Below are 26,060 nucleotides of genomic sequence, written 5' to 3' on the forward strand. Positions count from 1 at the left end.
TCAAACCGAGAGCCACAGCCATGGATGCTATTAGCAAAAAGACGAGCGTCTCGCCGTCCGCCGCACCCCTGGTCAGCATTGTCTGTCCAGCCTACAACCAGCAAGCCTACGTCGCTCAGACGCTGGAAGGCTTTCTGATGCAGGAAACGTCGTTCGAATTCGAAATTCTGGTGAACGACGACGCCTCCACGGATGGCACCGCCCGCATCATTGCCGAATACGTCGAACGTTACCCGACGCTGATCCGGCCCTTCTATCACGAGACGAACCAGTACTCACAAGGCAACTCGTCAGTGCCGCGCCTGTTTGGCCAGGCACGGGGCCGCTACATCGCTTTCTGCGAAGGCGACGATTACTGGACCGACCCGCGCAAACTGCAGATCCAGGTGGAGTTCCTCGAAAACCACCCCGATTACGTGCTGACCTACCACGACGCCATTCCCTTCGACACCAACGGCCAGTACCCGATTCAGCTGCAAGGCGAGTTACGGGGCGACGCCACGGCGCTGGAGTTGCAAAAGGCCCGGCCCATTTCGACGCTGACCACGGTGTTTCGCAACGTGTTCAACTCGCTGCCCAAGGAGCTGGTCACCGCGCCGCTGAACGATCTGGTCTGGTGGTCGCTGCTCGGGGCCTACGGCAAAGGCAAGTTCATGGCCGAGATCAAGCCCGCCATGTACCGCTTGCATCCGGGCGGTGTGTTCTCCATGCGCTCGAACAAACGCAAGTTGCACATGGCGTTGCAGACGTCCGGGGCACTGGCCAACTACTACAACCGCCTCGGCAACGATGAGCTGTATGAGCACTTCCTGATGGAGCTGATCGGTTACTCACTGTCCGCGATCACGCCTCAGCGCAAGGTCCAGACCCTGCTGCAAGTGGGCCGCAACTTCAGCACTAACATCGGCAAGAGACTGATGACGACGTTCAGCAAAGGTCATGTTCAGTAACGTTCTGGTGGTCTGCGTCGGCAACATCTGTCGCAGCCCCATGGCCGAGGCGATGCTCCGACAGCGCGTACGCACAGGCGTCGTGATCTCGTCCGCCGGCACCCACGCCATGCTCAGTTCCACCATGGACCCACTGGCCAAGGCCGTGTTGCAGGTCAACGGCGTCGAAGCCCACCGGCATCGCAGTCGTCAGATCGACCGGCAAATGCTCTACGACGCGGACCTGATCTTGCTGATGGAAAACCGCCAGATGCAAAGCGTGCTCAAGCTGGCCCCCGAGGTACGCGGCAAGACGTTTCTGATTGGCAAATGGCAGCACGCACTGGAAATAGCCGACCCCTACCGGCGCCCGAAACTAGCCTTTGAACAGACCTACGAGCAGCTTTCGCGTTGCGTCGACGACTGGCTTCCTTATCTTCAGTCAGGAGATCCAAGATAAATGACCGCTATGAACCGTACTTCCCTGGACGAGGTCCAGGACTCCCGGATCGATTTGGCGACTATCTTGCGCACACTTTTCGATCACAAAGGAATGATTGCATCGATTGTCGGTGTCTGCGTCCTGATTGGACTCACCTACGCCGTCCTCGCCACGCCGATCTTTCAGGCCAACGCGATGATCCAGATCGAGCCGAAGAAAATCGGCATCGAGGGCCGCACGGAGATCAACGCCAAGCCGCTGTCGGTGTCCCAGGCGACCACCGAAATCGAACTGATCAAATCTCGCGCGGTGCTGGGCAAGGTCGTGGAAGACCTCAAGCTCAACATCATTCAGAAGCCGAAATACGTGCCGGGCATCGGCGGTTACATGGCCCGTCATTTCAAGCCTGATCACGAAGGCGAAATCGCCTCGTCGCTGTTCGGCCTCGACAGCTACGCGTGGGGCGGCGAGAAAATCGACATCTTCCAGCTGGAAGTGCCTGACGCGCTGCTCGGCGAGAAAATGACGATGGTCATCGACAAGCCTGAAACCTTCAGTCTGTACGACGAAGACCATAACAAGCTGCTCAGCGGCCCGGTCGGTCAGAGCGTTGAAGGCAGTGGCCTGAAGATTCAGGTCGCCGCCCTCACGGGCCGTCCTGGCACCGAGTTCACCGTGATTCGTCAACGCACCCTGACCGCCGCACTGGATTATCAGGACCGCCTGAAAATCATCGAAGCGGGCAAGGATTCGGGCATCGTTTACCTGTCGATCCAGGACCCTGATCCCGTGCTGGCCAAGCGCATCCTCAACGAAGTCAGCCGCCTGTACGTGCGTCAGAACGTGGAACGCAGTTCAGCCGAAGCCGCCCAGCGCCTTGAATTCCTGCGCTCGCAGTTGCCAGCGGTTCGCAAACAGTTGGAGCAGTCGGAAATTGCCTTGAACAATTTCCAGACCAGCGCCAAGTCCGTGGACCTGAGCGTGGAGACCAAATCGGTCCTCGACCAAGTGGTCAAGCTGGAAGGCACGTTGTCTGACCTGAAGATGAAGCGGGTCGATGTCGAGCGTCTGTACACCCCGGAGCACCCGACCTATCGCGGTCTGATGACCCAGATCAGCCAGGTTGAAGCGCAGAAAGCCGCGCTGCTGAAAAAAATCGAAACCTTGCCTGCCACGCAACAGGAATTGCTGCGCCTGACCCGCGACATGCAGGTCACTTCGCAGACGTACACCCTGTTGCTGGACAAGAGCCAGGAGCAGGACATCCTGCGCGCTGGCAGCATCGGCAACGTCCGGGTGATCGACAACGCCGACGCCAACGTCGAAGAGCCGGTCAAGCCGATGCGCAAAATCATCGTGCTGGTCGCCGCCCTCGTGGGTCTGCTGCTGGCGGTTGCCACTGTGTTTGTGCGTCAGGCGTTCTATCGCGGCGTGGATAACCCCGACGTGATCGAAAACCTGGGCATGCCGGTCTACGCGTCGCTGCCGTTTTCCCGTCAGCAAGAGCGCATGGACAAAGCGGGCAGCCGTTCAGGCAGCAAGGAGCCCCGCCTGCTCAGCGTCAGCGCGCCAACGGAACTGGCGATCGAGTCGCTGCGCAGCCTGCGCACCAGCCTGCATTTCGCCATGCTCGAAGCGCGCAACAACGTGCTGATGATTTCCAGCCCGACGCCGGGCGTGGGCAAATCGTTCGTCTCCAGCAACCTGGCGGTGATCATTGCCCAGACCGGCAAACGCGTGCTGCTGATCGACGCCGACATGCGCAAAGGCTACCTGCACAAGCTGTTCAACCTGACGCCCAAGCATGGCTTGTCCGACACCCTGGCCGCGCGGCTGAAAAGCAAGGAAGTGATCAACCACACCGAAGTGCGCAACCTGGACTTCATTTCCTGTGGTTTCGCGGCGCCCAACCCGTCGGAGCTGTTGATGCATGACAACTTCAACAAGCTGATCACCGACCTGTCGCCGCTGTATGACCTGGTGATCGTCGACACCCCGCCGATCCTGGCCGTCACTGACGCCACGCTGGTGGGGCGCCAATCGGGCACCTGTCTGCTGGTCACCCGGTTCGGCTTGAGCACTGCCAAGGAAATCGAGGCGTGCAAACGTCGCCTGATGCACAACGGCATCGTGATCAAAGGGGCGATTTTCAACGGCGTGCTGCGCAAGGCGTCCACCGCCGACTACGACTGCGCCGCGTACGGCTACGACTACACGACCGTTCGTAAATAACCCATGACGCCCCGCCACACCCGTGCAGGCGGGGCACCCAGCAGTAGAAGTGAAGTAAAGGAGACGTTCATGGCCAGGACCATCGCAGTGATGCAACCTTATCTCTTTCCCTATCTGGGTTACTTTCAGCTCATCGCCGCGGCAGACGTTTTCGTCCTGGGAGACGATCTGCACTATGTGCGTTCGGGCTGGGTCAACCGCAACCGCATTCTTCACGGCGACGAAGCCCGCCTGATCAGCTTTCCGCTGAAGAAAGACCGCTTTCTGTTGCAGATAAACCAACGTCAGTTGTGTGAGGGTTTCAACGAAGAAGCCGAGCGGCTGATTCGTCTGATCACCGAAAGCTACGAGCACGCGCCCTATTTCGCCCAGGTCATGCCGCTGATCGAGCGCCTGATCCGCTTTCCTCAACAGAACATCGCGCTCTACGCCGAAAACGCGCTGCGTGAAATGTGCGCCTACCTGCACATCGTCACGCCGATCATGCGCAGTTCGGACCTGATTCTGGGCAGCCCGGCGGACAAGCAGGAACGCATCATCCGCATTGCCCACACGTTTGAAGCGACGACGTTCATCACGCCCGAGGGGGGATCAGTGGTGTACGACCGTGACCACTTCGCGAGAAACCGCCTGCTGGTGCGGTTTTTCCGGATGGGCACGGTGGAATACCCACAGTTCGGGCAACCTTTCGTCGCGAATTTATCCATCATCGATGTACTGATGTTCAACTGCGTCGAGCAGGTCCAACACATGCTGACTCAATATCAGCTGGACAAGCACCCGCCCGCCGCCGATCCCGGACTGCTGGCCAGGCCGACGCTACACCCTGAGCGTGTTTCAACCCCGACGAACCGGATTGCAGTGGAGTGAAGAACGATGTCTCAAGCCGATAGCCCTTCCAGCAACCCCGCCCGCTGGTACTTGATTCAAACCAAACCCCGCCAGGAAGGCCGGGCGCAGGAACATTTGCAGCGCCAGCATTTCGAGTGCTACCGACCGGTCAAGCATGGCGAGAAAAAACGCGGCTCTCGCGGCCCCAGCGAAGAAGAGCTGTTCCCGGGGTATCTGTTCATTCGCATGGACCAGACGAATGACAACTGGTATCCGATCCGCTCGACCCGTGGCGTGGCCCGTATCGTGACCTTTGGCGGGATGCCGATTCCGGTCAAGGACGAACTGATCGAGCAGATCCGCGAACGCCTGCTGGCGCCGCTGCCGAAAGTGGCGTTTCAACAGGGCGAAGCCGTGCGCATCACCGCCGAGGGCTTCAACGATGTGGAAGCGATCTTCCTCACGGCCGATGGCGATGAGCGTGCGGTGATCCTGCTCAACCTGCTGCACCGCGAACAGAAAGTGACCTTGCCGGTCAGCAGCCTGTCGCGGATGGAAGCGCGGGTCAGCTGAAAACCCGCAACCCTTTGTAGGCACGCAAACCTCTGTGGGAGCGAATTCATTCGCGAGAGGGCGGTACATCCGATGCTGATCTGTCGGATATGAAACCGCATCGCGAATGAATTCGCTCCCACAGCAGTGAGCCCTGTGCTAGGCAACACCCCCGACTTCGTTTATGAGTGCTGAGCATTTCGCCCGGCGCTCTCGATCCTCTTTGCCCGGAACTCACCATGACCTCCAAAACGACGCTGGTGACGCTCACCTATGGTGACCGTTTCAATTACCTGCACACGCTTGTCAGCCGTTCGCTGGAAAGCCCGTTGATCGACCGCGTGATCATTGTCAGCAACGCGTCGACCTCGCCACTGGACACCCTGCGTCGTACCTGGCCGGATCAGGTCAGCGTGATCTACATGCACGAGAACACCGGCTCGGCCCGTGGTTACTCGGTGGGCATTCAGGCCGCGCTGGATGCCGGCGCCGAACACATCTGGCTGATGGACGACGACAACGCGCCGACGATCAACGCCATCGCGACGCTGCATCAGGTGCTCGAAGAACGCAAACTCATCGACGGTGAAGAAAAAGCCGCCGTGCTGGGTTTTCGTCCGACCCACCAAGCAGACATCGCCGCCGGTGTGCCGAAACGTTTCGCGATCCAGCGCCGGTCGAGCTTCTTCGGTTTCCACATCGCGCAGCTGCCTTACAAAATCTGGCGCCGTCTGCCGTGGGGCGCACCGCAAGGGGCTCAAGGCAAGCTGCAAATGGTGGAGCTGCCGTTCGCGACCTACGGCGGCCTGCTCGCCCACCGCAACCTGTATCGCAAGATCGGCCTGCCGCTGGACGCGTTGATGCTTTACGCCGACGACAGCGAATACACCTGGCGCATCACGGCAGGTGGCGGACGGATTTTCCTGGTGCCGGACGCGGTGCTCGATGACCTTGAAAGCTCCTGGAACATCAAGGCGCGCACCAACAACATCTACGAGAGCTTCCTGCTGGGCGGCTCCGACTTGCGGGCCTACTACGGCGCGCGCAACCAGGCCTGGTTCGACAAGAACGTCTGGGCCAACTCGTCGCTGCTGTACAGCCTCAACCGCTGGGTGTTTTTCCGGTTGTTGCGGTTGATCGCCAAGCGCCGGGGCGCCGAAGAGCGCTTGAGCCTGATCGAAAAAGCCATCCGTGACGGTGAGTCCGGCGTACTGGGTCTGAATCAGTCGTATCCACTATGAAAATACTGTTCATCAGCAGCCTGTACTCACCCCACATCGGTGGCGGCGCGGAGGTCATTCTTCAGCGCACCGTCGAAGGCCTGCAACAACGCGGCTGCCAGGTCAGCGTGCTGGTGACCGGTCCCGACACGGGGCTGGCGACCGAAACGGTCAATGGCGTGAAGGTTTACCGCGCCGGTCTGCACAATTTCTACTGGCACTTCGGCGCACAGCGTCCGGGGCGTCTAGCGCGATTGGGCTGGCACCTGCGAGACCGTTACAACGGCGCCATGCGTCGCTATGTAAAGGATGTGATCAGTGTCGAGCAACCGCATCTGGTGGTCTGCCACAACTTGGCGGGCTGGTCGGTGTCGGTCTGGGATGAAATCACCGCCGCCCGGTTGCCCATCGTTCAGGTGCTGCACGACATGTACCTGATGTGCCCGAGCAGCAACATGTTCAAGCGTGGCCAGTGCTGTCAGCAGCAATGCAGCAGTTGCCAGTCGTTTCGCAAAGGCCACGACGCCCGCTCGGCACAGGTCTCGACGGTGGTCGGGGTCAGCCAGTTCATCCTCGACAAGTTGCAGCAGCGCGGTTACTTCAACGAGGCCAAAGGTTACGTGGTGCACAACGCCAGTCCTTATGCTGCCGTGCGCAACGGATTGAGCCGGCAACGCCAGCTTGACCCGGTGATGAGGAAAGCCCCGCTGCGTTTCGGATACATGGGCACCCTGTCCGAGCAGAAAGGCGTACGCTGGCTCATCGAACAGTTTCAGCGCCTGCCGTTCGACGCGACGCTGCAGATCGCCGGACGTGGACAGGCCGGCGACGAAGCCGCCTTCAAGGCGCTGGCGACGTCGCCGAACATCAGTTTCGTCGGGTATCAGAAGCCCGAAGCGTTCTACAGCCAGATCGACGTGGCCGTGGTGCCCTCGTTGTGGAACGAGCCGTTCGGCATGGTCGCCGTCGAGGCCTGCGCCCACTCGGTGCCGGTGATCGCCAGCCGTATGGGTGGCTTGCCGGAAATCATTCAGGACCCGCTCAACGGTTTGCTGTGCAGCCCGAGCGATCCGGACTCTCTGGGCCACGCGATGCTCCGGCTGCATCAGCAACCTGATCTGTTGGCCCGCTTGAGCGACGAGGCGCGGGTCAGCGTGGCGTCGCTGCTGGACCTGGAGCTGATGCTGGACAGTTACGAAAGCATCTTCGCCCAGACTTTGCTGGACAACATTGCACAGCGAGACCCGACTGGATTGCCGCACCCTGTTTGAAAACCGTAGTCACGCGACTCCACCCGCCGACGGCCCGAGACCTACCTGAGCAAGCGCTCCGGACCGTGCCTCTTCATTGAGACAAACCATGCCCATCACGCACCTGACGAGGTTACGACGACCCCTTACGGTCCTGCTGCTGAGTTGGGGCATGTGCGGCGCAGTCCTTGCCGACGATTCCTTCATCATCGGGGTCGATACCCACCTGATGAACAAGAACACCTCGCCAGCCAAGGCGTTGCAACTGCTGCAGGCGGCGGGCGTGGATTCGGTGCGGGACGATGCCTACTGGTCCAGCGCCGAACCCCGACGAGGCTTGATGAAAATCGAGCCGTCATGGCAGACGTTTCTGAGCCAGGCCCAGGAAAATCGGCTACGGCCACTGCTGGTGTTGGGCTACGGCAACCCGTTTTACGACAACTACGCCAAGCCGCGAAAACCACTGGTGCGGGATGCCTATGGCAACTACGTGAGTTTCGTCACCCGTCAATTGGCGGACAGTGTGGATTTTTATGAAGTCTGGAACGAGTGGGACAAGGAGAACCCTGTCGATTCTGACTTCGCCAAGGATTACAGCGTGCTGGTGCAGGAAGCGGCCCGGCGCATTCGCACCAACCAGCGGCCGATGGTGATTCTCGCCGGGGCGGTGACCAGTCAGGGCATGGACCTGGGCTTCGCCGACCGGCTGGTGGAATCGGGAATTCTGAATGTCGTCGATGGTCTGTCGCTGCACCCGTACGTGCATTGCCGCGCGGATGAACGCAACACGCCGGAGAACTGGATCGCCTGGCTGCGACGGATCAGTGAAGACCTCAAGGACAAGACAAAGAACAAGACCGCCGTGCCGCTGTACCTGACCGAGATGGGCTGGCCCAGCAACGAAGGGCGCTGCGGTGGCGACGAGAAAACCCAGGCGGCATTTCTGGCGCGCAGCTTCTTCCTGGCGCAGACGATGCCGAACATCAAAGGGATGTGGTGGAACGGCTTGCTCAACGATGGGCCGGACGCCACGGACCCTGAACAGAATTTCGGGTTGCTGACGCAGGACCTGGGGGTCAAGCAGGCGTACCTGACGTTGAAGGCGATCAGCCCGACCTTGCATCAGTTTCGCTATGACGCGGAGAAGAGCCGGGAGATCGACTCGCAGTACCTGCTGAGGTTCGCCCGGGGCTCGGACCAGATCATGGTGGCGTGGACGGCAGGTTATCCGCGGTCAATCAAACTGGATTCGAGCAGCGTGTTGCACGGGAACGTGCAGTACATCGACACGCGAGAGCCGCAGAAAGGATTGGTCGACAGCGGCATACCGTGGAGTTGCAACGAGGGACGGTGTTCGGCGCAAGTGCCGATCGATGAGTTTCCCAAGATCATCACGCTGGGTACCCGCCCTGCCCTGTTTGCGTTGCCCTGATTCGTGACCTCGTTACAGGTCGCTCCCGGATTACCAACACACTGCTTGAAACGCAGATCCCCTGTGGGAGCGAATTCATTCGCGAGACGGTTGTACATCCGACAGAAATGTTTCGGATGTCCCGTCCTCTCGCGAATGAATTCGCTCCCACAGAAAGCTACCGCTCAGCCCGTCCATTCCGGATTGAGCTCAGGACTTACGACCCCTTCATCTTCTATCAGGTCGCCCACAATGATTGTGATCAATGCACGTTTTCTGACTCAGGAGTTGCGCGGCGTCCAACGCTTCGCGGAACAGACCTGTCTGGCCCTCAAACAGCTGCGTGACGACGTGGTTTTCGTCGCGCCTCACGGCATCAAAATGCACGACACGGCCCGCGCCCTCGACGTGCAGTGCATCGGCACCCACAGCGGTCATGTCTGGGAACAACTCGACCTGCCGCTGTACCTGCGTCGCAACGGCAACCCGCTGCTGATTTCCCTGTGCAGCACGGCGCCGCTGTTCTACGGCAACCAGATCGCGACCCACCACGACGTCACGTACGTGCGTCACCCTGAAAGCTACACCCGTGCCTTTCGCCTGCTGTACCGGACGATGACGCCGATCATGCTGTCGCGCATCAAGGCGCTGCTGACCGTCAGCAACTTTTCCAAGGGCGAGATTTCGCAGTTTTACAACTACCCGGAAAAGAAGATTTTCGTGGTGCCCAACGCGGTGAGCGAAGCGTTCCAGCCGGGGCCGCCGCTCAAGGATCACCCCGACTATCTGCTCGCTGTGTCCTCGCCCAGCGCGCACAAGAACTTCAGCCGGATGATTCAAGCGTTCCTGATGCTGCGCGACCACGACGACCTGCAACTGCACATCGTCGGTGGGGCGAGTGACGTGTTTGCCGATGACAATCTGCAACGCCTGGCCAGCCGCGACAAACGCATCCGTTTCCTCGGGCGGCTGAGCGACGACGAACTGATCAAGCAATACCAGGGCGCCACGGCCTTTGTGTTCCCTTCACTGTACGAAGGGTTCGGCATCCCGCCGCTGGAGGCGCAGGCCTGCGGCTGCCCGGTGCTGGCCGCCAACGCGGCATCGATTCCAGAAGTGCTGCAGGCCAGCGCGTTGTACTTCGACCCGATGGATGTCACGCACATGGCCTCGGCGATGGAACGCATTCTGGTGGACTTGCCGCTGCGCCAGTCGCTGCGACGACGCGGCCTGAACAACGTGGCGCGGTTTTCCTGGGACGAGTCGGCGCGGCGGGTGTCGCAGCGCATCGACACCCTGCTCAACCAGCCCAGGGACCGACGCACCAGCACCGGCAATGACGCCCTGCGTCGTGAATCGTCCAGCAAGCTCTGAGGCACGCCCATGAAACGTTTGGCCTATCTTGACGCGCTGCGCGGCATCGCGGCCCTGATGGTGGTGTTCACGCACCTCTATGCGCCGATCATCGGTCATGTCTGGGTCTTCGATTACCTGATCGACCCCGGCAAGCTGGGCGTGCTGTGGTTCTTCATGATCAGCGGCGTGGTCATCCCCTACAGCCTCAAGCCCGGTCCCGATGGCGCGCAGCGGTTTCTGATTTCACGCTTCATGCGGCTGTACCCGGCGTACTGGCTGTCGCTGCTGTTGTTCCTGGTGATGCTGAGACTGACCGACGCTCCGCTGCCCGCCCTCGCCCATATCATCGCCAACGTGACGATGGTGCAAGCGGCCCTGGGGTTCGATGACGTGGTGGGGTTGTACTGGACGCTGTTCATCGAGTTGGTGTTCTACGCCTTGTGCCTGGCGCTGTTCATCGGTGGCAAGCTGTACGACCAGACCTTCCGCACCCGTTGTTCGTTGCTGTTCTTGCTGATGGCCCTGGCCATGGCCGTGGTTCGCGCGGTGAGCGAGCGCAAATTGCCGGTGGCCCTGCCGCTGGCGTTGTCGCTGATGTTCTTCGGTTCGGTGTGGCGCCAGTGGCTGCTGGCCGAACACAGCAAAGAACTGACCCGCAACCTGAAAATGCTGTTGATTGCCTTCGCCGTGCTGCTGATGCCGACGCTGATCATGGCGTACAGCAAAGACATGGGCACCGGGGAAACATGGGGCCGTTACTGCTTCACCTACGCGCTGGCCATCAGCAGTTTTCTGTTGCTGACCCGCAGCGTGCGTCTGGACCACCCCGCGCTGGTGTGGTTGGGCGCGGTGAGTTACTCGCTGTACCTGCTTCACCCTTCAATGCTGATGCTGGCTGAGTTTCTTCTAAAGAGCAGCGGGGCTTCGGCGTTGACCCTTGCGGTCGTCGCCACCCTCCTGACCCTCGGGGCGTCTCATCTGTCTTTCCGCTACATCGAGACACCTTTTATCCAACTTGGAAAACGTCTCAATAATCGCAAGGCCAAGGCGCAAACCATCAGCGTCTGAAGCCGTGCATGCGCCAATGACAACCGCTCTGGGAAAACCTGCGCGAGCTTCGCTCGACGTAGCGGGTTTTCGTGAGCCGTTAATGCAGAGAATTCCAATGAAAATTGCAATCGTCCACGACTGGCTGGTGACGTACGCGGGTGCCGAAAGGGTTTTGGCCGCGCTCATCAATATCTGGCCCGAGGCGGATCTGTTTTCCGTCATCGATTTCCTCAGCGATCAGGACCGCGCCCATTTGGGCGGCAAGGTCGCCAAGACCACGTTCATTCAGCGTCTGCCCAAGGCGCGCACCAAATATCAGCGTTACTTGCCGCTGATGCCAATGGCCATCGAGCAACTGGACCTGTCCGGTTACGACCTGATCATCAGCAGCAGCCACGCAGTAGCCAAAGGCGTGCTGTGCGGCCCGGACCAATTGCACATCAGCTACGTGCACTCGCCCATCCGCTACGCCTGGGACTTGCAGCACCAGTACCTGAAAGAAGCCAACATGAACAGCGGCCTCAAGGGCAAGGTCGCACGGATGATCCTGCACTACATGCGGATGTGGGATCAGCGCACCTCCGCAGGAGTCGATGACTTCATCGCCAACTCGCACTTCATCGGCGCCCGAATCACCAAGTCCTACCGTCGCGAATCCACGGTGATCTACCCGCCTGTGGACACCAACGGTTTCACCCTGCAAGAGACCAAGCAGGATTACTACTTCACGGCGTCGCGCATGGTGCCCTACAAGCGCATGCCGATGATCATCGAAGCCTTCGCCGCCATGCCGGACAAGCGTCTGGTGGTGGTCGGAGACGGCCCGGAGATGGAAAAAGCCAAAGCCGTGGCGGCCCAAGCCCCTAACGTCACGCTGCTCGGTTATCAACCCTTCGCGGTGTTGCAGGAACACATGCGCAACGCCAAGGCCTTCGTGTTCGCCGCCGAGGAAGACTTCGGCATCAGCCCGGTGGAGGCGCAGGCCTGCGGCACGCCGGTCATCGCCTTCGGCAAGGGCGGCGTGCTGGAAACCGTCTGCGGGCTGGATCATCCGCAGCCGACCGGGGTGTTTTATCCGGAGCAGAGCGCCGCATCGTTGATGGAGGCGGTCGAGACCTTCGAAGCCTCCGGCGGGCGCATCACGGCACAGGCCTGTCGCATCAACGCCGAGCGGTTCAGCGAAGCCCGCTTCGAGCAGGAAATGCGTCAGTTCGTCGAGATGCGCTTGAGCGCCTCGCGCCAGGCCCGTCAGCCCGCGCAATACCGGGCCACGCAGCCAGCGCCGAGTCTTGTTACACCCAGTTTGTCTGCCTCAAGCCTGGTCCCTGGCGACCTCGCCGCCCGCGTTGTTCCGATTAAATCTGTCTGAGCGAGCACCGAACATGAGCACACCTCTTCGCGGCATCTTGCATGCTCATCAATCGTCCTTGTCTGTCGCCCACCGCCTGCTGGATCTGGCGGTGATTGCCATCGGCGGCTATTGCGTCAACCTCATCGCAGGCTCGGAGATGGACGCCGAAGCCTGGATGCAAATCCTGCTGGCGGCCGTGGCGTTCCACTGGCTCGCTGAGTACCACCAGCTCTACGGCTCGTGGCGCGGCGAACGCATCCTGCGCGAACTGCTGAAAGTGGCCAATTACTGGGGCTTGGCGTTCATCCTGTTGTTGACCGTGGATTACCTGCTGCTGCACCCGGCGAACCTGGCGAATAACAGCCAGATGGCGTGGTTCGCCACCGTCATGATGGCGCTGTGCGGTTATAGGCTGGCGATTCGCAGCGTACTGCACACCTTGCGCGCCCGCGGCTTCAACGCCCGCCGCGTGGCCATCGTCGGCACCGGCCATTGCGGCGAACGCCTGGCGATGTCCATCGAAAGCGCGCCTTGGATGGGCCTGGACCTGCTGGGTTTTTACGACGAGACCCCGGAGCAAATGGACCTCGCGCGGATCGGCCGGCGCATTCCGGTGCTGGGCGATCTGGATCAACTGATCGCCGATGCCCGCGACGGCAAGATCGACAAGGTCTACATCACCCTGACCCTTGGCGCCCAGGCGCGGCTTCAGGAATTGATCAAGGGCCTGAGCGACACCACCGCGTCGGTCTACGTGATCCCGGACGTGTTCATGTTCGAGCTGCTGCACGCCCGCACCGAAAGCATCAACGGCCTGCCGAGCATCAGCATTTTCGACTCGCCCATGGACGGCGCGTGGAGCGTGGTCAAGCGCATCGAGGACATCGTGTTGTCGAGCGTGATCCTCGGCATGATCGCCCTGCCGCTGATGCTGATCGCATTGGCCATCAAGTTCACCTCGCCGGGCCCTGTGCTGTTTCGCCAACGCCGCTACGGGCTGGACGGCCGACCGATCATGGTCTGGAAATTCCGCAGCATGAGCGTTCAGGAGAACGGCGACGTGGTCACCCAGGCCACGCGCAACGACAGCCGGATCACGCCGCTGGGCGCCTTCTTGCGTCGCACGTCGCTGGACGAGCTGCCGCAATTCTTCAACGTGCTGCGCGGCGACATGTCCATTGTCGGCCCGCGCCCCCACGCGGTGGCGCACAACGAGCAATACCGCACGCAGGTCTCGGGCTACATGCTGCGGCACAAGGTCAAGCCGGGCATCACCGGCTGGGCGCAAATCAACGGCTGGCGTGGCGAGACCGACACGCTGGACAAGATGCAGAAACGCGTGGAATTCGACCTGCAGTACATCGAGCACTGGTCGGTCTGGCTGGACATGAAAATCATCCTGCTGACGCTCTTCAAAGGCTTCGTCAACAAGAACGCATTTTAAAAAAAATCTGCCAATAAAAACGACGTGGCCGTCGCTGACGAGCGCGGCAGGAGGTGCATGGGTGTATGAAATAACGTGATCCGCTGTTCGGTGTGAGTAAGGGATGCAATGAAATCACTGCGGTGCCAGTACGCACCTATTAGGATTAGAAGGAACATTCATATGAAAGTAACGTTAGCGGTAGTGCTGCTTTCCAGTCTGGTTTTGCAAGGCTGCGCATTCGCCCCCGGTCAATACATGTCACTGAGCGATGTCACTGAAAAGGACCCTGACGGTCCGGCGGTCACGCTCGTCCAGATCACTCCGACGACCCTGGCCCAGCAGCAGAAAACGGCTGCTTCCCAGGCCAAGCCATTGCCACCTGAGTTGATGACCTACAAAACCCCTGAATACGTGGTCGGGCCGGGCGATGCCCTGCTGGTCACCGTGTTCGAACACCCTGAACTGACCGCCCCCGGCTCTCAGGAACAACTGGACGCCAACAGCCGCGAAGTGTTGAACGACGGCACGGTGTTCTTCCCGTATGTCGGTCGTATTCAAGCGGCGGGCAAGACCGTTTCGCAGATTCGCGAACAACTGCGCATGGGCTTGTTGCCGCAATACACCGAGGTCAAGGTGGACGTGAAAGTGCTGCGTTACAACAGCCAGCGCATCCTCCTGTCCGGTGCGTTCAAAGCGCCAGGACCACAACCGATCACCAACATCCCGTTGAGCCTGGTGCAAGCGATCAGCACCGCTGGCCTGGACCTGACCGACGCTAACCTCGCTGGCCTGACCTTGCGTCGTGACGGCAAGGACTACGTGATCGACGTCGATTCGCTGAACCGCAAGGATTCGCAGCTGAGCAAGATCTACCTCAAGGACGGCGACTACCTGCACCTGAACAGCAACTCGAAAAACAAGATCTACGTGTTGGGCGAGGTTCAGCGTCCACAGGTGATTTCGTTCAGCACCACCAGCGTGACCCTGCTTGAAGCCCTCGGCACGTCCGGCGGCCTGAGCCCGGACGCGGCGGACGGTGAGGCCGTTTACGTGATTCGGGCGCAGGACGCGACCCACTCGGCGACGGTGTATCACTTGAACGCGAAGAAACCGACCAGTTACGCGCTGGCCAAGGGTTTCGAGCTGGCGGCGCAAGACGTCGTGTTTGTCGGCCCGGCCAACATCACCCGGTGGAGCCGTTACGTGAGCCAGCTGTTGGGTTCGAACAACATCATCCAGACGGGTGCGATGTTCCGGAACTGACGGCAGCGGCAAGCGGCAAGCGGCAAGTTAGAAGCAAAAGCAAAGGCAAAAGCAAAAGCAAAAGCAAAAGCAAAAAAACAAAATCCTCGCGGTCGTTGGCTGCGGGGATTTTTTTTGCTCTGGATTTGGCGCTCACAAAACGCCCGAACGCCCGTGGACTTGTGGGAGACGCCGGAACTGAACTGCCCCCCAAAAGTTGGACAGTTTACGCCGCAGCCTGAGTCCTGTATTCAACAGGACTCAGGCCATTGAGTCTCAGCTTGATGCGGTCATGGTTGTAGTAATGAATGTACTCATCCAGGCCGACCTTCAATTCTTCCACACTCTCGAAACGCTTCAGGTAGAAAAACTCTGACTTCAGCGTGCCGAAAAAACTCTCCATCGCCGCATTATCCAGGCAATTGCCTTTGCGGGACATGCTCTGTTTCACACCTTTTTCGCTGAGTGCGTGGCGATAGCGTGGCTGTTGGTAGTGCCATCCCTGGTCCGAATGAACGACCAGTTTGGGCGCGTCTCCCAAGCAAGCCAACGCCTTGTCGAGCATGTTCCCCACCAACTCGTAGTAAGGCCGACTGGCTGTTTCGTACGCGATGATTTCGCCGTTGTACAAATCCATCACAGGAGACAAGTAGAGCTTCTGCTGACCCACTTTGAACTCGGTGACGTCGGTTACCCACTTCTGTTTTGGCCGGGGTGCATGAAAATTACGCTCCAGCAGGTTCGCGGCGATTTTGCCAACAGTCCCCCGGTAGGAACGGTATTTCTTGGGCCGTACGACCGATTGCAAACCCTGTTCGGCCATCAGCCGTTCGATGACCTTCTTGTTGACCAGCGTTCCTTCCTTTCTGAGCGCAAGCGCAATACGCCGATAGCCATACAGCCCTCTCTGCTTGTGATATTCCTGCTGCACCCGTTCCTTGAGCGCCGCATGCCGGTCCGGTTTCTGCTCAGCCTTGACCTGGTAATAGAAGGTGCTGCGTGCCAGCCCGACCAGCTCAAGGAGGTCGGGCAATGGGAATCGGTGCTTGAGTTTGCGGACGATCAGGACTTTTTCCCCCGTGTTCGCTCCTTTTCCTCGCGCAGGGCCTTGAGCTCCTTTAGGACAGCGTTCTCCATGCGCATGTACTCAAGTTCAGCCATCAACTGCTCTCGTGGCTTTTGTGCATCGTTGGTGTCGGTGGGTTTGGCGGGTTTGATTTTCATGGGCGTGTCGGCTGGCTGGATGGCAGTAGGGGTGACAGGACTGTCACTGTAATACTGGCGTTGCCAGATGCCTATCAGGGAGGACCGCCCAAGGTCAAAATGCGCAGCGGTCTGGCGTAGCGAAAGTCGATGCTCATGCATGTAGGTCAAGACTTGGCGCTTGAAATCCTCGCTGTACCGCCGCGCATACGACATTGGCTTGATGCTGTTGCCAGTCCGATAACTGGCGACCCAGCGTCGAAGGAGACTGAAGTCGATGCCAAAATGTCTGGCCACTGTTCGGAAGCCGTCGGTGCCGTTTAGGTAGGCGGTGACCGCCGTGAGCTTGAACTGCTCGGTGTACTTGACCATAGATCCCCCAGGGGTTGGATGGGTGTCCAACTTCTTGGGGGCAGTTCAAACTGTGGGAGACGCCGGAGGTTACGACGGCAGCGAAGGCGGTGTGTCAGATGTCGATGAGTTGCCTGACACACCGCTTTCGCTGCCGTCGTAACCTCCGGCGTCTCCCACAAGGATTGCATTCATCTGGCTGGCGGCGATGATGCCGAAACAAACGTCAAATGTTGCTATAGCAACACTCAATCAACACTTGCCGCTTCCCGCATCAGTTCATGCCATGAAGCGTTCCTGACCCAACTGTCGCGCCCCACCGGAATCATTGGGCAACACGTTCGTCGGCTACGCTGGCACGCATGCTGCTTTAAAACTGTCACAGGGTCTATCCGCCCACTCACTTTCGCGTTGCACGCGGCCTGTACGGTGCACGTTGCACCTCGGGTGACTGACCCCAAGGAATCTGAACATGTTGGTCGTTTCAATTTCAGGCAGCCCATCGACCCGGTCACGCTCGGGCGTGGTGCTGAAACACGCGGCACAGTGGCTGACCGATCACGGCGTCGGTGTGAAGCCTGTCCGCGTCCAGGACTTCAATGCCGAAGACCTGCTTTACGCACGCTTCGACAGCCCCGAAGTCATCGCCTTCATCGACGCTGTGGCCAAGGCCGATGGCCTGCTGATCGGCACGCCGGTGTACAAGGCCTCGTTTTCCGGCGCGTTGAAAACCCTGCTGGACTTGCTGCCGGAGCGCTCGCTGCACGGCAAAGTCGTCCTGCCCATCGCCACCGGTGGCAGCATCGCGCACATGCTGGCCGTGGATTACGCGCTGAAGCCCGTGCTCTCTGCGCTCAAATGCCAGGAAGTGCTGCACGGCGTGTTCGCCATCGACACCCAGATCAGCTACGGCGACAACGATCTCGGTGGGGACCTCGACGAACTGCTGACCCAGCGACTGCACGACGGGCTGGATCATTTCCTGCTGGGCCTGCAACACCGTACGAACGCGCGGCATAAAGAGGCGGGTGGGCATTTGAAGCTGGCGTTGTAAGCAGCTAAACGCATTTCCCTGTGGGAGCGAATTCATTCGCGATACGCCGGCACGCCCGATAAATCTCTATCGGATGTACCACCCTTTCGCGAATGAATTCGCTCCCACAGTTCATTCACCGTTTCATGTTCCGGACGGGGCGTCCGACAGACCGAATCAGTGCTCCAACAGCGGGTACAGCGACAACACCAACAACGCCGCCATTACCCCATTGAACACCCGCAACCACAGCGGATCTCGCAGCACGTTGCGCAACAGGCTGCCAAACCCCGCCCACATCCCCACCGCTGGCAGGTTGACGATGCCAAACACCAGCGCGATCACCGCAACGTTCGTGAAATAGCCATTCATGGGCGTGTACGTGCTGATCGCGCCGACCGCCATCACCCACGCCTTGGGATTGACCCACTGGAACGCTGCCGCGCCGAGGAAGCTCATCGGTTTGCCTTTGCCTGCATCGCTTTCGTTGGCGGGGCCTGAGGTCGCGATCTTGTACGCCAGGTACAACAGATATGCCGCGCCCGCGTAACGCAGCACGGTGTAGAGCACGGGATAAGCCTTGAACACTGCCCCCAGACCGAAGCCGACCGCCAGCACCATCAACGCGAAACCGCAGCTGATGCCGAGCATGTGGGGAATGGTGCGGTTGAAACCGAAGTTCACGCCCGAGGACAGCAGCATAGTGTTGTTGGGACCCGGTGTGATGGATGAAACGAGGGCGAACAGGATAAAGGCGAGCAGCAGGTCGGGAGTCAGCATGAGACGGGTCCAGTGTGTTGTTTTCTGCCTGCCACGCTAGCGAAAGCGAGGCGGGAAACACATGGACAGTAAGGCTGACTTTCGTCCGTACAGTTACTTTGCAGCACTTGGATCACGGCAACTGTATTGGCGTACAGCGTTCAGCCCTGACGAGCCTTGGAAGCCGTGCTGACCTCGGCGTTGAACTCGCCGCGGTTGTCGAATTCGTGGGCTTGCTGCAATTGAGGCTGGGCCATCAACTGAGCTTTGCGGGCCTGGTAATCGTCGTAGGAGAGGCCGCGACGGTTGAGGTCTTCAAGGGCCAACTGGTGGGTTTCTTCAGCGGTGTATGGGCGCAATTCGGGATGATTGCCAGCGGCACAGCCAGAAACGACAGCGACTGAAAGCAACAGGGCAAGGGCAAGAAGACGGTTCATGGGAGCCTCCATTCGGCTCGTTTCTGGAATGAAGCCAAGGCTACGCGCCGGGGCATTCCAGCTGAAATCAGTCGTCTTGATAGTCGCTATTGGCGGTTTGAACGGTTGCTGCGCGGAACGTTTGCACCGCCATTGTAGGAGCGCGCTTGCCCGCGATGGGGGCAGGCCAGACGCTGGCGCAGTGCCTGACTGACTGCCATCGCGGGCAAGCGCGCTCCTACAAAAGCTTTCAGCGTCCGGTCACACCAACCAATGCCACAACAGCGATGTGCCGATCAGGCCCACGACCGAGACGATGGTCTGCAACACCGACCACACCCAGATCGTCTGCTTGAGCTGCAAGCCAAAATACTCGCGGACCATCCAGAAACCCGCGTCGTTGACGTGGCAGAAGAACACCGAACCCGCGCCGATCACCAACGCCACCAACGACGCTTCGATCGGCGCCAGGCCCGCCATCATCGGCGCGAGAATACCCGCAGTGGTGGTCGTCGCCACGGTGGCAGAACCCGTGGCCTGTCGCAGTGCCACGGCGATCAGCCAGGCCAGCAGCAGGTACGGCATGTGCGCGCCTTCGGCCACTTTACTGATGGTCTGGCTGACACCCGCATCCAGCAACGTTTGCTTCAAACCACCACCGGCGCCGATGGTCAGCAACAGCACGGCAATCGGCGCAAGGCTTTTGCGCAGCGTGCCGCCGACCTGTTCGCGGGAAATGCCGTTGGCCCAACCGAGGCAAACCGTGGCCGCCAGCACGGCGATCCCCAAGGCCACCAGCGGTTCGCCGAGGAATTTCAGGGTCAGCGCGACGTTGCTTTCCGGCTCCATCGCCACTTTGGCCAGCGTGCTGCCGAGCATCAGAATCACCGGCAACAGGATGATCAGCAGGGAAATACCAAACCCCGGCTGACGGTTCACGTTGGATTTGGCAGAAAACAGCTCGCCCAATTCAGCCGGCGCCTCAATGTGCAGGCGCTTGGACAGCCAGTTGCCGTACAGCGGACCGGTCAGAATCACCGCCGGAATCGCGATACAAATGCCCAGCAACATGGTCAGGCCCAGGTCGGCGTGCAACGCGCTGACCGCAATCAACGGCCCTGGGTGCGGAGGCATGAGTGCGTGCAGTGTGGTCATGCCCGCCAATGCCGGAATCGCGATTTTCAGCAGCGGCAGGTTTGACTGACGCGCCATCACGAAGATGATTGGCACCATCATCACCAACCCCACCTCGAAGAACAGCGGCAGGCCGATGACCATCGCCACCAGCGCCATCACCCATGGCAGCGTCTTGCCCTTGCCCAACCCCAGCAGTGTCGAGGCAATGCGGTCCGCCGCCCCCGATTCCGCCATCAGCGCGCCAAGCATGGCACCGAGCGCAATGATGATCCCCGCTTCCCCGAGAATCCCGCCCGCACCTTTGCTGAACGCTTTTGCAACCGCCTCCGCTGGCAGCCCCGCACCTATCCCTGCGATGAAAGTACCCACCAGAATCGACAGAAACGGCGGGAGTTTGGTGGCGCTGATCAACACGATGATCGTGGCAATGGCGATCAGGCAGCAGATGATCAGGCGGGTGTCATGAAACACCCACGCAGCAGACGACAAGTCCAAGAGTGACCCCTTAATCGTTCGATTCTTATTCAAGGTTTTCTGAAACACTTTGTTTCAGATGGCCAAACGATACCGGATGCGGCACGTCGTCGCAGTGATTTTTTCTCGGAAAGTGGCCGAAAAGCCCTGCCATTCATCCATTCATCTAGATGAATACGGTCTATGACTGTAGGAGTGAGCTTGCTCGCGATAGCGGAGGGTCAGGTCTCGAATCTGGGGCAGGCATATCGCTATCGCGAGCAAGCTCACTCCTACAGTAATGGGGTTTGGGCGCACTCAATCAACACATCCCTTAACGCCTGCGCCGCGGCTGACAGTTTGTGATCGGCGAGGGTCATCAACCCGATCCGCCGTTCGATGCGCGGCCCTTCGAGCGCAATGCAGCGGGCGCCCAACTCCTGCATTTGCTGAATGCACAACGAGGGCACGGCGCTGACCCCCAACCCGTTCGCCACCATGCGGCCGACCGTGGACAGCTGATGGCTTTCAAACGCCACCGAGAGCTTGCCGTGCTGGGTTTGCAGATCCTGCTCAAGCAACAACCGCACGGCGGAGGGCCGTTGCAGGGTGATGAAGTCGTGGCGCAGCAGCTCGTCCCACGTCACCTCCCCTTTCGCCGCCAAGGGCGAATCCATCGGCACCACCGCGACGAAACGGTCGGTGTAGAACGGCGTGAAGGTCAGGTTGTTGGCGGACTCGGGTTCGAAGCCGATGCCCAATTCAACGCGGCGGTGATCCACCATTTCCAACACTTGCTCGTTGATCACGTCGTGCACCGCGACGTTGACCCTGGGGTAGCGCCCGCGAAACACCTTGAGCGCGATCGGCAGCAAATTCCCCGCGAACGACGGCATCGCGGCAATCGACACTTTGCCCATCTGCAAGGTGAAGCGTTGGCGCAGCAGTTCTTCGGCGTTGTCCCAATCCGCCAACAGCTGACGGGCCAAGGGCACAAGCGTTTCCCCTTCCGGGGTCAGGCTGACATTACGCGTGGTGCGGGTCAGCAATTGACCGCCCAAGTCCTCTTCCAATGCCTTGATGGTCAGGCTCAGCGCCGGTTGCGACAGGTGCAGGCGCTCTCCCGCCTGCGCGAAACTCAGGGACTGCGCGACGGCCAGAAATGCTCGGAGCTGTTTCACGTTCATATATTTGAAATACTTATCAATCTATGAAAAAAACAAAATTAACAAATCACTGAGACAGAGAGAAGATGCAAACAACGCTCTCTGGCAGCATGATTGTCAGACACAACTACAAATCAGGCGGGATATCACCATGGCTGGACTCGACAAACGGGTTGCAACTTACGAAGAGGCCCTCGCTGGCCTGACCGACAACATGACGGTACTGGCGGGCGGCTTTGGCCTGTGTGGTATCCCTGAAAACCTCATCGCGCAGATCAAACGCATGGGCGTGAAAGGCCTGACGGTGGTGTCGAACAACTGCGGCGTCGACGGTTTCGGCCTCGGCATCCTGCTGGAAGACCGGCAGATCCGCAAAATGGTCGCGTCCTACGTCGGCGAGAACAAGCTGTTCGAAGAACAGTTGCTCAACGGCGAGCTGGAAGTCGAACTCACTCCCCAAGGCACCCTCGCTGAAAAAATGCGCGCAGGCGGTGCTGGCATCCCCGCTTTCTACACCGCCACCGGTTACGGCACCCCTGTCGCTGAAGGCAAGGAAACCCGCCAGTTCAACGGCCGTAACGTGATTCTTGAAGAATCCATCACCGGCGACTTTGCGATCGTCAAAGGCTGGAAGGCCGACCACTTCGGCAACGTCGTCTATCGTCACACTGCGCAGAATTTCAACCCGATCGCCGCCACCGCCGGGAAAATCACCGTGGTCGAGGTCGAGGAAATCGTCGAGCCGGGCGTGCTGCTGCCGACCGAAATCCACACGCCGGGCATTTATGTAGACCGCGTGATCCTGGGCACCTTCGAGAAACGCATCGAACAGCGCACGATCAGGAAAGCCTGATCTCCCGCTTCGCACCTCGAACGCTTATTCCTTTGGAAACGTCGGCTTTCACACGCCGGACAGAATAAAAGAGACGCACGATCATGGCACTCTCCCGCGAACAAATGGCACAGCGCGTTGCGCGCGAACTGCAAGACGGCTTTTACGTGAACCTGGGCATCGGTATCCCGACCCTGGTCGCCAACTACGTCCCGGACGGCATCGACGTGATGCTGCAATCGGAAAACGGCCTGCTGGGCATGGGCGCGTTCCCGACCGAAGAAACGATCGATGCCGACATGATCAACGCCGGCAAACAGACGGTGACCGCCCGCCTTGGCGCGTCGATTTTCAACTCCGCCGAATCCTTCGCCATGATCCGTGGCGGCCATGTCGACCTGACCGTGCTGGGCGCGTTCGAAGTCGACGTCGACGGCAACATCGCGTCGTGGATGATCCCCGGCAAGCTGGTGAAAGGCATGGGCGGCGCGATGGACCTGGTGGCCGGTGCCGACAACATCATCGTGACCATGACCCACGCGTCCAAGGACGGTGAGTCCAAACTCCTATCCCGTTGCAGCCTGCCGCTGACGGGCGCGGGTTGCATCAAGAAAGTCCTGACCGATCTGGCCTATCTGGAGATCGAAAACGGCGCGTTCATCCTGCGCGAAACCGCCCCGGGCGTGACGGTCGAAGAGATCATCGCCAAGACCGCCGGCAAGCTGATCGTGCCGGATGACGTGAAGGAAATGATGTTCTGATGAGTTCAGGCTTCAGCCCGACTCGTCCCCTGTAGGAGTGAGCTTGCTCGCGATAGATTGTTCAGCCACCCACGCAGTGTCTGATCGGTCCAATCGCGAGCAAGCTCACTCCTACAGGAACGAGTCAGTAGTCGTCATATCGTTATGCCACTCTGCCCCTTCCGCAACGAAGGGGCTTTGCTGTATCTAAAGCTCCATCTTTTTCGTACCACTGCCAACCCTAAAAACAGCTATTTCAATAGCCCTTAATAACAACTCCAAGAGGTATTCCTACGTGGCCGCTGATATTGAAGAAAGCCGCTCCGCCCGATTTGCCCTGCGCTGCGCCAAGTGGGCCGAACGCTGGTTCCCCGACTCCTGGGTGTTCGCCGCCCTTGCCGTAGTCATCGTCACCCTAGCGACGCTGGCCATCGGAGCCAAACCCGCTGACACCGCCAAAGCCTTCGGCGACGGTTTCTGGAGCCTGATCCCCTTCACCATGCAAATGGCCTTCGTGGTCATCGGCGGTTACGTGGTCGCCAGCTCGCCACCGGCGGTGAAGCTGATCGACCGTCTGGCCCGCATCCCGAAAAACGGTCGTTCGGCCGTGGCCTGGGTCGCGCTGATTTCCATGGTCGCGTCCCTGCTGAACTGGGGCCTGTCGCTGGTGTTCGGTGGTCTGCTGGTGCGTGCGCTGGCCCGTCGTACCGACCTGAAAATGGACTACCGCGCCGCCGGTGCCGCCGCGTATCTGGGACTCGGCGCCGTGTGGGCGTTGGGCCTGTCGTCATCCGCCGCGCAATTGCAAGCCAACCCGGCGAGCCTGCCGCCGTCGATTCTGGCGATTACCGGCATGATCCCGTTCACCCAGACCATCTTCCTCTGGCAGTCGGGCGTCATGCTGCTGGCCTTGGTGGTGATCTCGATCATCGTCGCCTACGCCACCGCGCCCGGCCCGAACAGTGCCCGCGAAGCCAAGGATTGCGGTGTCGACCCGGCGTTCAGCATGCCGCCACTGCCACCGCGCACCCGGCCGGGCGAGTGGCTGGAATACAGCCCGCTGCTGATCATTCTGATGGTCGTGCTGGCGTCCGGCTGGTTGTACAACGAATTCAGCACCAAACCCGCGATCACCGCGATTTCCGGCCTGAACACCTATAACTTCCTGTTCATCATGGTCGGTGCCCTGCTGCACTGGCGTCCGCGCAGTTTCCTGGACGCCGTGGCCCGCGCCGTGCCGACCACGACCGGCGTGCTGATTCAGTTCCCGCTGTACGGTTCGATTGCCGCGCTGCTGACCACGGTCAAGGGCGGTGACGCGCAGACCGTCGCGCACCACATCTCGACGTTCTTCACCAGCATCGCCTCCCACGACACGTACGCGCTGCTGATGGGCGTGTACTCGGCCATCCTCGGCTTCTTCATTCCGTCCGGTGGCGGCAAGTGGATCATCGAAGCGCCGTACGTGATGCAAGTCGCCAACGACCTGAAATACCACCTGGGCTGGGCAGTGCAGATCTACAACGCCGCCGAAGCGTTGCCGAACCTCATCAACCCGTTCTACATGCTGCCGCTGCTGGGTGTCCTGGGCCTCAAAGCCCGCGACCTGATCGGCTTCTCGTTCGTGCAATTGCTCGTTCACACGCCGCTGGTGCTGTTCCTGCTGTGGGCGCTGGGCACGACGCTGGCGTACATTCCGCCGTTGATGCCGTAAGACGCTTCACTCGTTCGATGGCTGATTGGCGAGTTCGATCAGCCACGCCTTCAGCGCCTGCACCGTCGGGCGCAGGATCGAATGCTTGGGCTGCACCAGGTAATACCCCTTCGTCAGCGGCAAGCGCTGTGCGAAGGGTTCCACCAACACCCCGCTCGCCACCTCCTCCTGGGTCAGCCATTCGCTGGTGATGACCACCCCCTGATTCCGCCGCGCCGCTTCAATGGCCATCAATGACTGATCGAAATGTATGCCGGGAATGCCCCTGCCCTCCTCGTCGCCGATTCCCGCAAAGCGCTGCAACCAGTCCGACCAATGCGGGTGCAAGGTGTTGTGCAGCAGCGTCGCCCGTCGCAGATCCCCCGGCTTACGCAACCCGACCTGCTCGATGTATGCCGGGCTGCAATACACCCTCGCGTCGTCCTGATGCAGCAGCTCGACGTCCAGCTCCGGCGCATGCCCGTCGAAATGCCGGATCGCCAGATCGACCCGCTCGCTGCTGAAATCGGTGAGGCTGATCGACGAACTCAAGTGCAACGCCACGCCGGGATGGCTTTCAAGAAAACCGGCCATGCGCCGGGCGAACCATTTGGCGGCCAGGCTCGGCGGCATGTTCAGCCAGACGTTGTTGTTGTGGCGATCACGCAAGGCGTGGCTGGCGTCGATGATCTGCGCCAACGCAGGCTGAATGCGCGCCCAGTACGCCTGGCCGTCCGGCGTCGGCTGCACCTGCCGGATCTGTCGGGTGAACAGCGACACGCCCAGCCACTGCTCAAGGTTGCGAATCTGCTGGCCAACCGCGCCGGGTGTCACGCTCAGCTCATCGGCCGCAAGAGAAAAACTGTTCAATCGCATGGCTGCATCGAAACACAGCAACGCTTTCAGAGGTGGAGGAGGCTTCATGGCGTAGATTTTCTATCCCATCCCATAGAGATGATGATTTGTAACGGATCACGCCACCGCG

Annotated in this window: 23 protein-coding genes; 17 read left to right on the forward strand and 6 right to left on the reverse strand. The window is 60.0% G+C overall.

All coding sequences use genetic code 11. The annotated features are described in order from the left end of the window. The first annotated feature begins 20 nt into the window (after nucleotides 1-20). From AAEO81_RS21985 to AAEO81_RS22045, 13 genes are all read left to right on the forward strand, one after another. Nucleotides 21-950, forward strand: coding sequence for a glycosyltransferase family A protein (locus AAEO81_RS21985; protein ID WP_341959010.1), 930 nt, complete (start codon nucleotides 21-23; stop codon nucleotides 948-950). Further along, nucleotides 940-1,389, forward strand: a complete 450-nt coding sequence (locus AAEO81_RS21990; protein WP_166597982.1) for a low molecular weight protein-tyrosine-phosphatase — start codon at nucleotides 940-942, stop codon at nucleotides 1,387-1,389. Before AAEO81_RS21985 ends, AAEO81_RS21990 begins: the two co-directional genes overlap by 11 nt. Beyond that, a complete protein-coding gene (locus tag AAEO81_RS21995; protein ID WP_341959011.1) occupies nucleotides 1,390-3,603 on the forward strand; it encodes a polysaccharide biosynthesis tyrosine autokinase in 2,214 nt (737 codons plus the stop codon). Between the two features lie 69 nt (nucleotides 3,604-3,672). Beyond that, nucleotides 3,673-4,473, forward strand: coding sequence for a WbqC family protein (locus AAEO81_RS22000; protein ID WP_341959012.1), 801 nt, complete (start codon nucleotides 3,673-3,675; stop codon nucleotides 4,471-4,473). 6 nt (nucleotides 4,474-4,479) lie between these two features. Beyond that, on the forward strand, nucleotides 4,480-5,007 hold the full coding sequence (rfaH, locus tag AAEO81_RS22005; RefSeq protein WP_341959013.1) for a transcription/translation regulatory transformer protein RfaH: 528 nt from the start codon (nucleotides 4,480-4,482) through the stop codon (nucleotides 5,005-5,007). A 218-nt stretch (nucleotides 5,008-5,225) separates the two neighbouring features. Then, nucleotides 5,226-6,227: a glycosyltransferase gene (locus AAEO81_RS22010; RefSeq protein ID WP_341959014.1), complete on the forward strand. Its 1,002-nt coding sequence runs from the start codon at nucleotides 5,226-5,228 to the stop codon at nucleotides 6,225-6,227. Next, the gene (locus tag AAEO81_RS22015) at nucleotides 6,224-7,477 is read left to right on the forward strand and encodes a glycosyltransferase family 4 protein (RefSeq protein WP_341959015.1); all 1,254 of its coding nucleotides are present in this window, start codon (nucleotides 6,224-6,226) and stop codon (nucleotides 7,475-7,477) included. Before AAEO81_RS22010 ends, AAEO81_RS22015 begins: the two co-directional genes overlap by 4 nt. A gap of 88 nt (nucleotides 7,478-7,565) precedes the next feature. Next, the gene (locus AAEO81_RS22020) at nucleotides 7,566-8,888 is read left to right on the forward strand and encodes a hypothetical protein (RefSeq protein ID WP_341959016.1); all 1,323 of its coding nucleotides are present in this window, start codon (nucleotides 7,566-7,568) and stop codon (nucleotides 8,886-8,888) included. A gap of 231 nt (nucleotides 8,889-9,119) precedes the next feature. Continuing rightward, entirely contained in the window at nucleotides 9,120-10,241 is a 1,122-nt protein-coding gene (locus AAEO81_RS22025; RefSeq protein ID WP_341959017.1) for a glycosyltransferase family 1 protein, read from the forward strand. A gap of 9 nt (nucleotides 10,242-10,250) precedes the next feature. Further along, nucleotides 10,251-11,291, forward strand: coding sequence for an acyltransferase (locus tag AAEO81_RS22030; RefSeq protein WP_341959018.1), 1,041 nt, complete (start codon nucleotides 10,251-10,253; stop codon nucleotides 11,289-11,291). 97 nt (nucleotides 11,292-11,388) lie between these two features. Beyond that, nucleotides 11,389-12,642, forward strand: coding sequence for a glycosyltransferase family 4 protein (locus AAEO81_RS22035; RefSeq protein WP_341959019.1), 1,254 nt, complete (start codon nucleotides 11,389-11,391; stop codon nucleotides 12,640-12,642). A 13-nt stretch (nucleotides 12,643-12,655) separates the two neighbouring features. Continuing rightward, nucleotides 12,656-14,068 (forward strand): undecaprenyl-phosphate glucose phosphotransferase, encoded by a 1,413-nt coding sequence (locus AAEO81_RS22040; protein ID WP_166597972.1) that lies wholly within the window; start codon nucleotides 12,656-12,658, stop codon nucleotides 14,066-14,068. A gap of 162 nt (nucleotides 14,069-14,230) precedes the next feature. Further along, the gene (locus tag AAEO81_RS22045) at nucleotides 14,231-15,313 is read left to right on the forward strand and encodes a polysaccharide biosynthesis/export family protein (protein WP_166597971.1); all 1,083 of its coding nucleotides are present in this window, start codon (nucleotides 14,231-14,233) and stop codon (nucleotides 15,311-15,313) included. Between the two features lie 205 nt (nucleotides 15,314-15,518). Here AAEO81_RS22045 and AAEO81_RS22050 read toward each other — a convergent pair. Further along, nucleotides 15,519-16,867 (reverse strand): IS3 family transposase gene (locus AAEO81_RS22050; protein ID WP_341958565.1). Its coding sequence is split into 2 segments (ribosomal slippage): nucleotides 15,519-16,400 and nucleotides 16,403-16,867, totalling 1,347 coding nucleotides; the frame shifts between segments, so codons are not numbered across the junction. A 451-nt stretch (nucleotides 16,868-17,318) separates the two neighbouring features. On the opposite strand from AAEO81_RS22050, the gene ssuE reads away from it, so the two are divergent. After that, entirely contained in the window at nucleotides 17,319-17,900 is a 582-nt protein-coding gene (gene ssuE, locus AAEO81_RS22055) for an NADPH-dependent FMN reductase (protein ID WP_341959020.1), read from the forward strand. 156 nt (nucleotides 17,901-18,056) lie between these two features. Here ssuE and AAEO81_RS22060 read toward each other — a convergent pair whose 3' ends face one another. The 4 genes from AAEO81_RS22060 to AAEO81_RS22075 form a co-directional block, all read right to left on the reverse strand. Continuing rightward, entirely contained in the window at nucleotides 18,057-18,659 is a 603-nt protein-coding gene (locus AAEO81_RS22060) for a LysE family translocator (RefSeq protein ID WP_341959021.1), read from the reverse strand. A 140-nt stretch (nucleotides 18,660-18,799) separates the two neighbouring features. After that, nucleotides 18,800-19,075 carry a hypothetical protein gene (locus tag AAEO81_RS22065; protein WP_341959022.1) on the reverse strand — a complete coding sequence of 92 codons (276 nt, stop codon included), beginning with the start codon at nucleotides 19,073-19,075 and terminating at the stop codon, nucleotides 18,800-18,802. A 240-nt stretch (nucleotides 19,076-19,315) separates the two neighbouring features. After that, a complete protein-coding gene (locus tag AAEO81_RS22070) occupies nucleotides 19,316-20,686 on the reverse strand; it encodes a gluconate:H+ symporter (protein WP_341959023.1) in 1,371 nt (456 codons plus the stop codon). A gap of 251 nt (nucleotides 20,687-20,937) precedes the next feature. Further along, entirely contained in the window at nucleotides 20,938-21,831 is an 894-nt protein-coding gene (locus AAEO81_RS22075; protein WP_341959024.1) for a LysR family transcriptional regulator, read from the reverse strand. A 130-nt stretch (nucleotides 21,832-21,961) separates the two neighbouring features. Between AAEO81_RS22075 and AAEO81_RS22080 the strand changes: the two genes are divergently transcribed. From AAEO81_RS22080 to AAEO81_RS22090, 3 genes are all read left to right on the forward strand, one after another. Next, nucleotides 21,962-22,663 carry a CoA transferase subunit A gene (locus AAEO81_RS22080; RefSeq protein WP_341959025.1) on the forward strand — a complete coding sequence of 234 codons (702 nt, stop codon included), beginning with the start codon at nucleotides 21,962-21,964 and terminating at the stop codon, nucleotides 22,661-22,663. A gap of 83 nt (nucleotides 22,664-22,746) precedes the next feature. Beyond that, nucleotides 22,747-23,403: a CoA transferase subunit B gene (locus AAEO81_RS22085; protein WP_341959026.1), complete on the forward strand. Its 657-nt coding sequence runs from the start codon at nucleotides 22,747-22,749 to the stop codon at nucleotides 23,401-23,403. A gap of 274 nt (nucleotides 23,404-23,677) precedes the next feature. After that, the gene (locus AAEO81_RS22090) at nucleotides 23,678-25,096 is read left to right on the forward strand and encodes a TIGR00366 family protein (protein ID WP_341959027.1); all 1,419 of its coding nucleotides are present in this window, start codon (nucleotides 23,678-23,680) and stop codon (nucleotides 25,094-25,096) included. 6 nt (nucleotides 25,097-25,102) lie between these two features. Here AAEO81_RS22090 and AAEO81_RS22095 read toward each other — a convergent pair whose 3' ends face one another. Continuing rightward, on the reverse strand, nucleotides 25,103-25,999 hold the full coding sequence (locus tag AAEO81_RS22095; protein WP_341959028.1) for a LysR substrate-binding domain-containing protein: 897 nt from the start codon (nucleotides 25,997-25,999) through the stop codon (nucleotides 25,103-25,105). Between the last annotated feature and the right edge of the window lie 61 nt (nucleotides 26,000-26,060).

It is taken from the genome of Pseudomonas sp. RC10, assembly GCF_038397775.1.
In the GTDB taxonomy this organism is placed as follows: domain Bacteria; phylum Pseudomonadota; class Gammaproteobacteria; order Pseudomonadales; family Pseudomonadaceae; genus Aquipseudomonas; species Aquipseudomonas bambusae.

Coding starts and splice junctions, on each gene's coding strand:
- AAEO81_RS21985 (WP_341959010.1), top strand. CDS start 21: ATGGATGCTATTAGCAAAAAGACGAGCGTCTCGCCGTCCGCCGCACCC.
- AAEO81_RS21990 (WP_166597982.1), top strand. CDS start 940: ATGTTCAGTAACGTTCTGGTGGTCTGCGTCGGCAACATCTGTCGCAGC.
- AAEO81_RS21995 (WP_341959011.1), top strand. CDS start 1,390: ATGACCGCTATGAACCGTACTTCCCTGGACGAGGTCCAGGACTCCCGG.
- AAEO81_RS22000 (WP_341959012.1), top strand. CDS start 3,673: ATGGCCAGGACCATCGCAGTGATGCAACCTTATCTCTTTCCCTATCTG.
- rfaH (WP_341959013.1), top strand. CDS start 4,480: ATGTCTCAAGCCGATAGCCCTTCCAGCAACCCCGCCCGCTGGTACTTG.
- AAEO81_RS22010 (WP_341959014.1), top strand. CDS start 5,226: ATGACCTCCAAAACGACGCTGGTGACGCTCACCTATGGTGACCGTTTC.
- AAEO81_RS22015 (WP_341959015.1), top strand. CDS start 6,224: ATGAAAATACTGTTCATCAGCAGCCTGTACTCACCCCACATCGGTGGC.
- AAEO81_RS22020 (WP_341959016.1), top strand. CDS start 7,566: ATGCCCATCACGCACCTGACGAGGTTACGACGACCCCTTACGGTCCTG.
- AAEO81_RS22025 (WP_341959017.1), top strand. CDS start 9,120: ATGATTGTGATCAATGCACGTTTTCTGACTCAGGAGTTGCGCGGCGTC.
- AAEO81_RS22030 (WP_341959018.1), top strand. CDS start 10,251: ATGAAACGTTTGGCCTATCTTGACGCGCTGCGCGGCATCGCGGCCCTG.
- AAEO81_RS22035 (WP_341959019.1), top strand. CDS start 11,389: ATGAAAATTGCAATCGTCCACGACTGGCTGGTGACGTACGCGGGTGCC.
- AAEO81_RS22040 (WP_166597972.1), top strand. CDS start 12,656: ATGAGCACACCTCTTCGCGGCATCTTGCATGCTCATCAATCGTCCTTG.
- AAEO81_RS22045 (WP_166597971.1), top strand. CDS start 14,231: ATGAAAGTAACGTTAGCGGTAGTGCTGCTTTCCAGTCTGGTTTTGCAA.
- ssuE (WP_341959020.1), top strand. CDS start 17,319: ATGTTGGTCGTTTCAATTTCAGGCAGCCCATCGACCCGGTCACGCTCG.
- AAEO81_RS22060 (WP_341959021.1), bottom strand. CDS start 18,659: ATGCTGACTCCCGACCTGCTGCTCGCCTTTATCCTGTTCGCCCTCGTT.
- AAEO81_RS22065 (WP_341959022.1), bottom strand. CDS start 19,075: ATGAACCGTCTTCTTGCCCTTGCCCTGTTGCTTTCAGTCGCTGTCGTT.
- AAEO81_RS22075 (WP_341959024.1), bottom strand. CDS start 21,831: ATGAACGTGAAACAGCTCCGAGCATTTCTGGCCGTCGCGCAGTCCCTG.
- AAEO81_RS22080 (WP_341959025.1), top strand. CDS start 21,962: ATGGCTGGACTCGACAAACGGGTTGCAACTTACGAAGAGGCCCTCGCT.
- AAEO81_RS22085 (WP_341959026.1), top strand. CDS start 22,747: ATGGCACTCTCCCGCGAACAAATGGCACAGCGCGTTGCGCGCGAACTG.
- AAEO81_RS22095 (WP_341959028.1), bottom strand. CDS start 25,999: ATGAAGCCTCCTCCACCTCTGAAAGCGTTGCTGTGTTTCGATGCAGCC.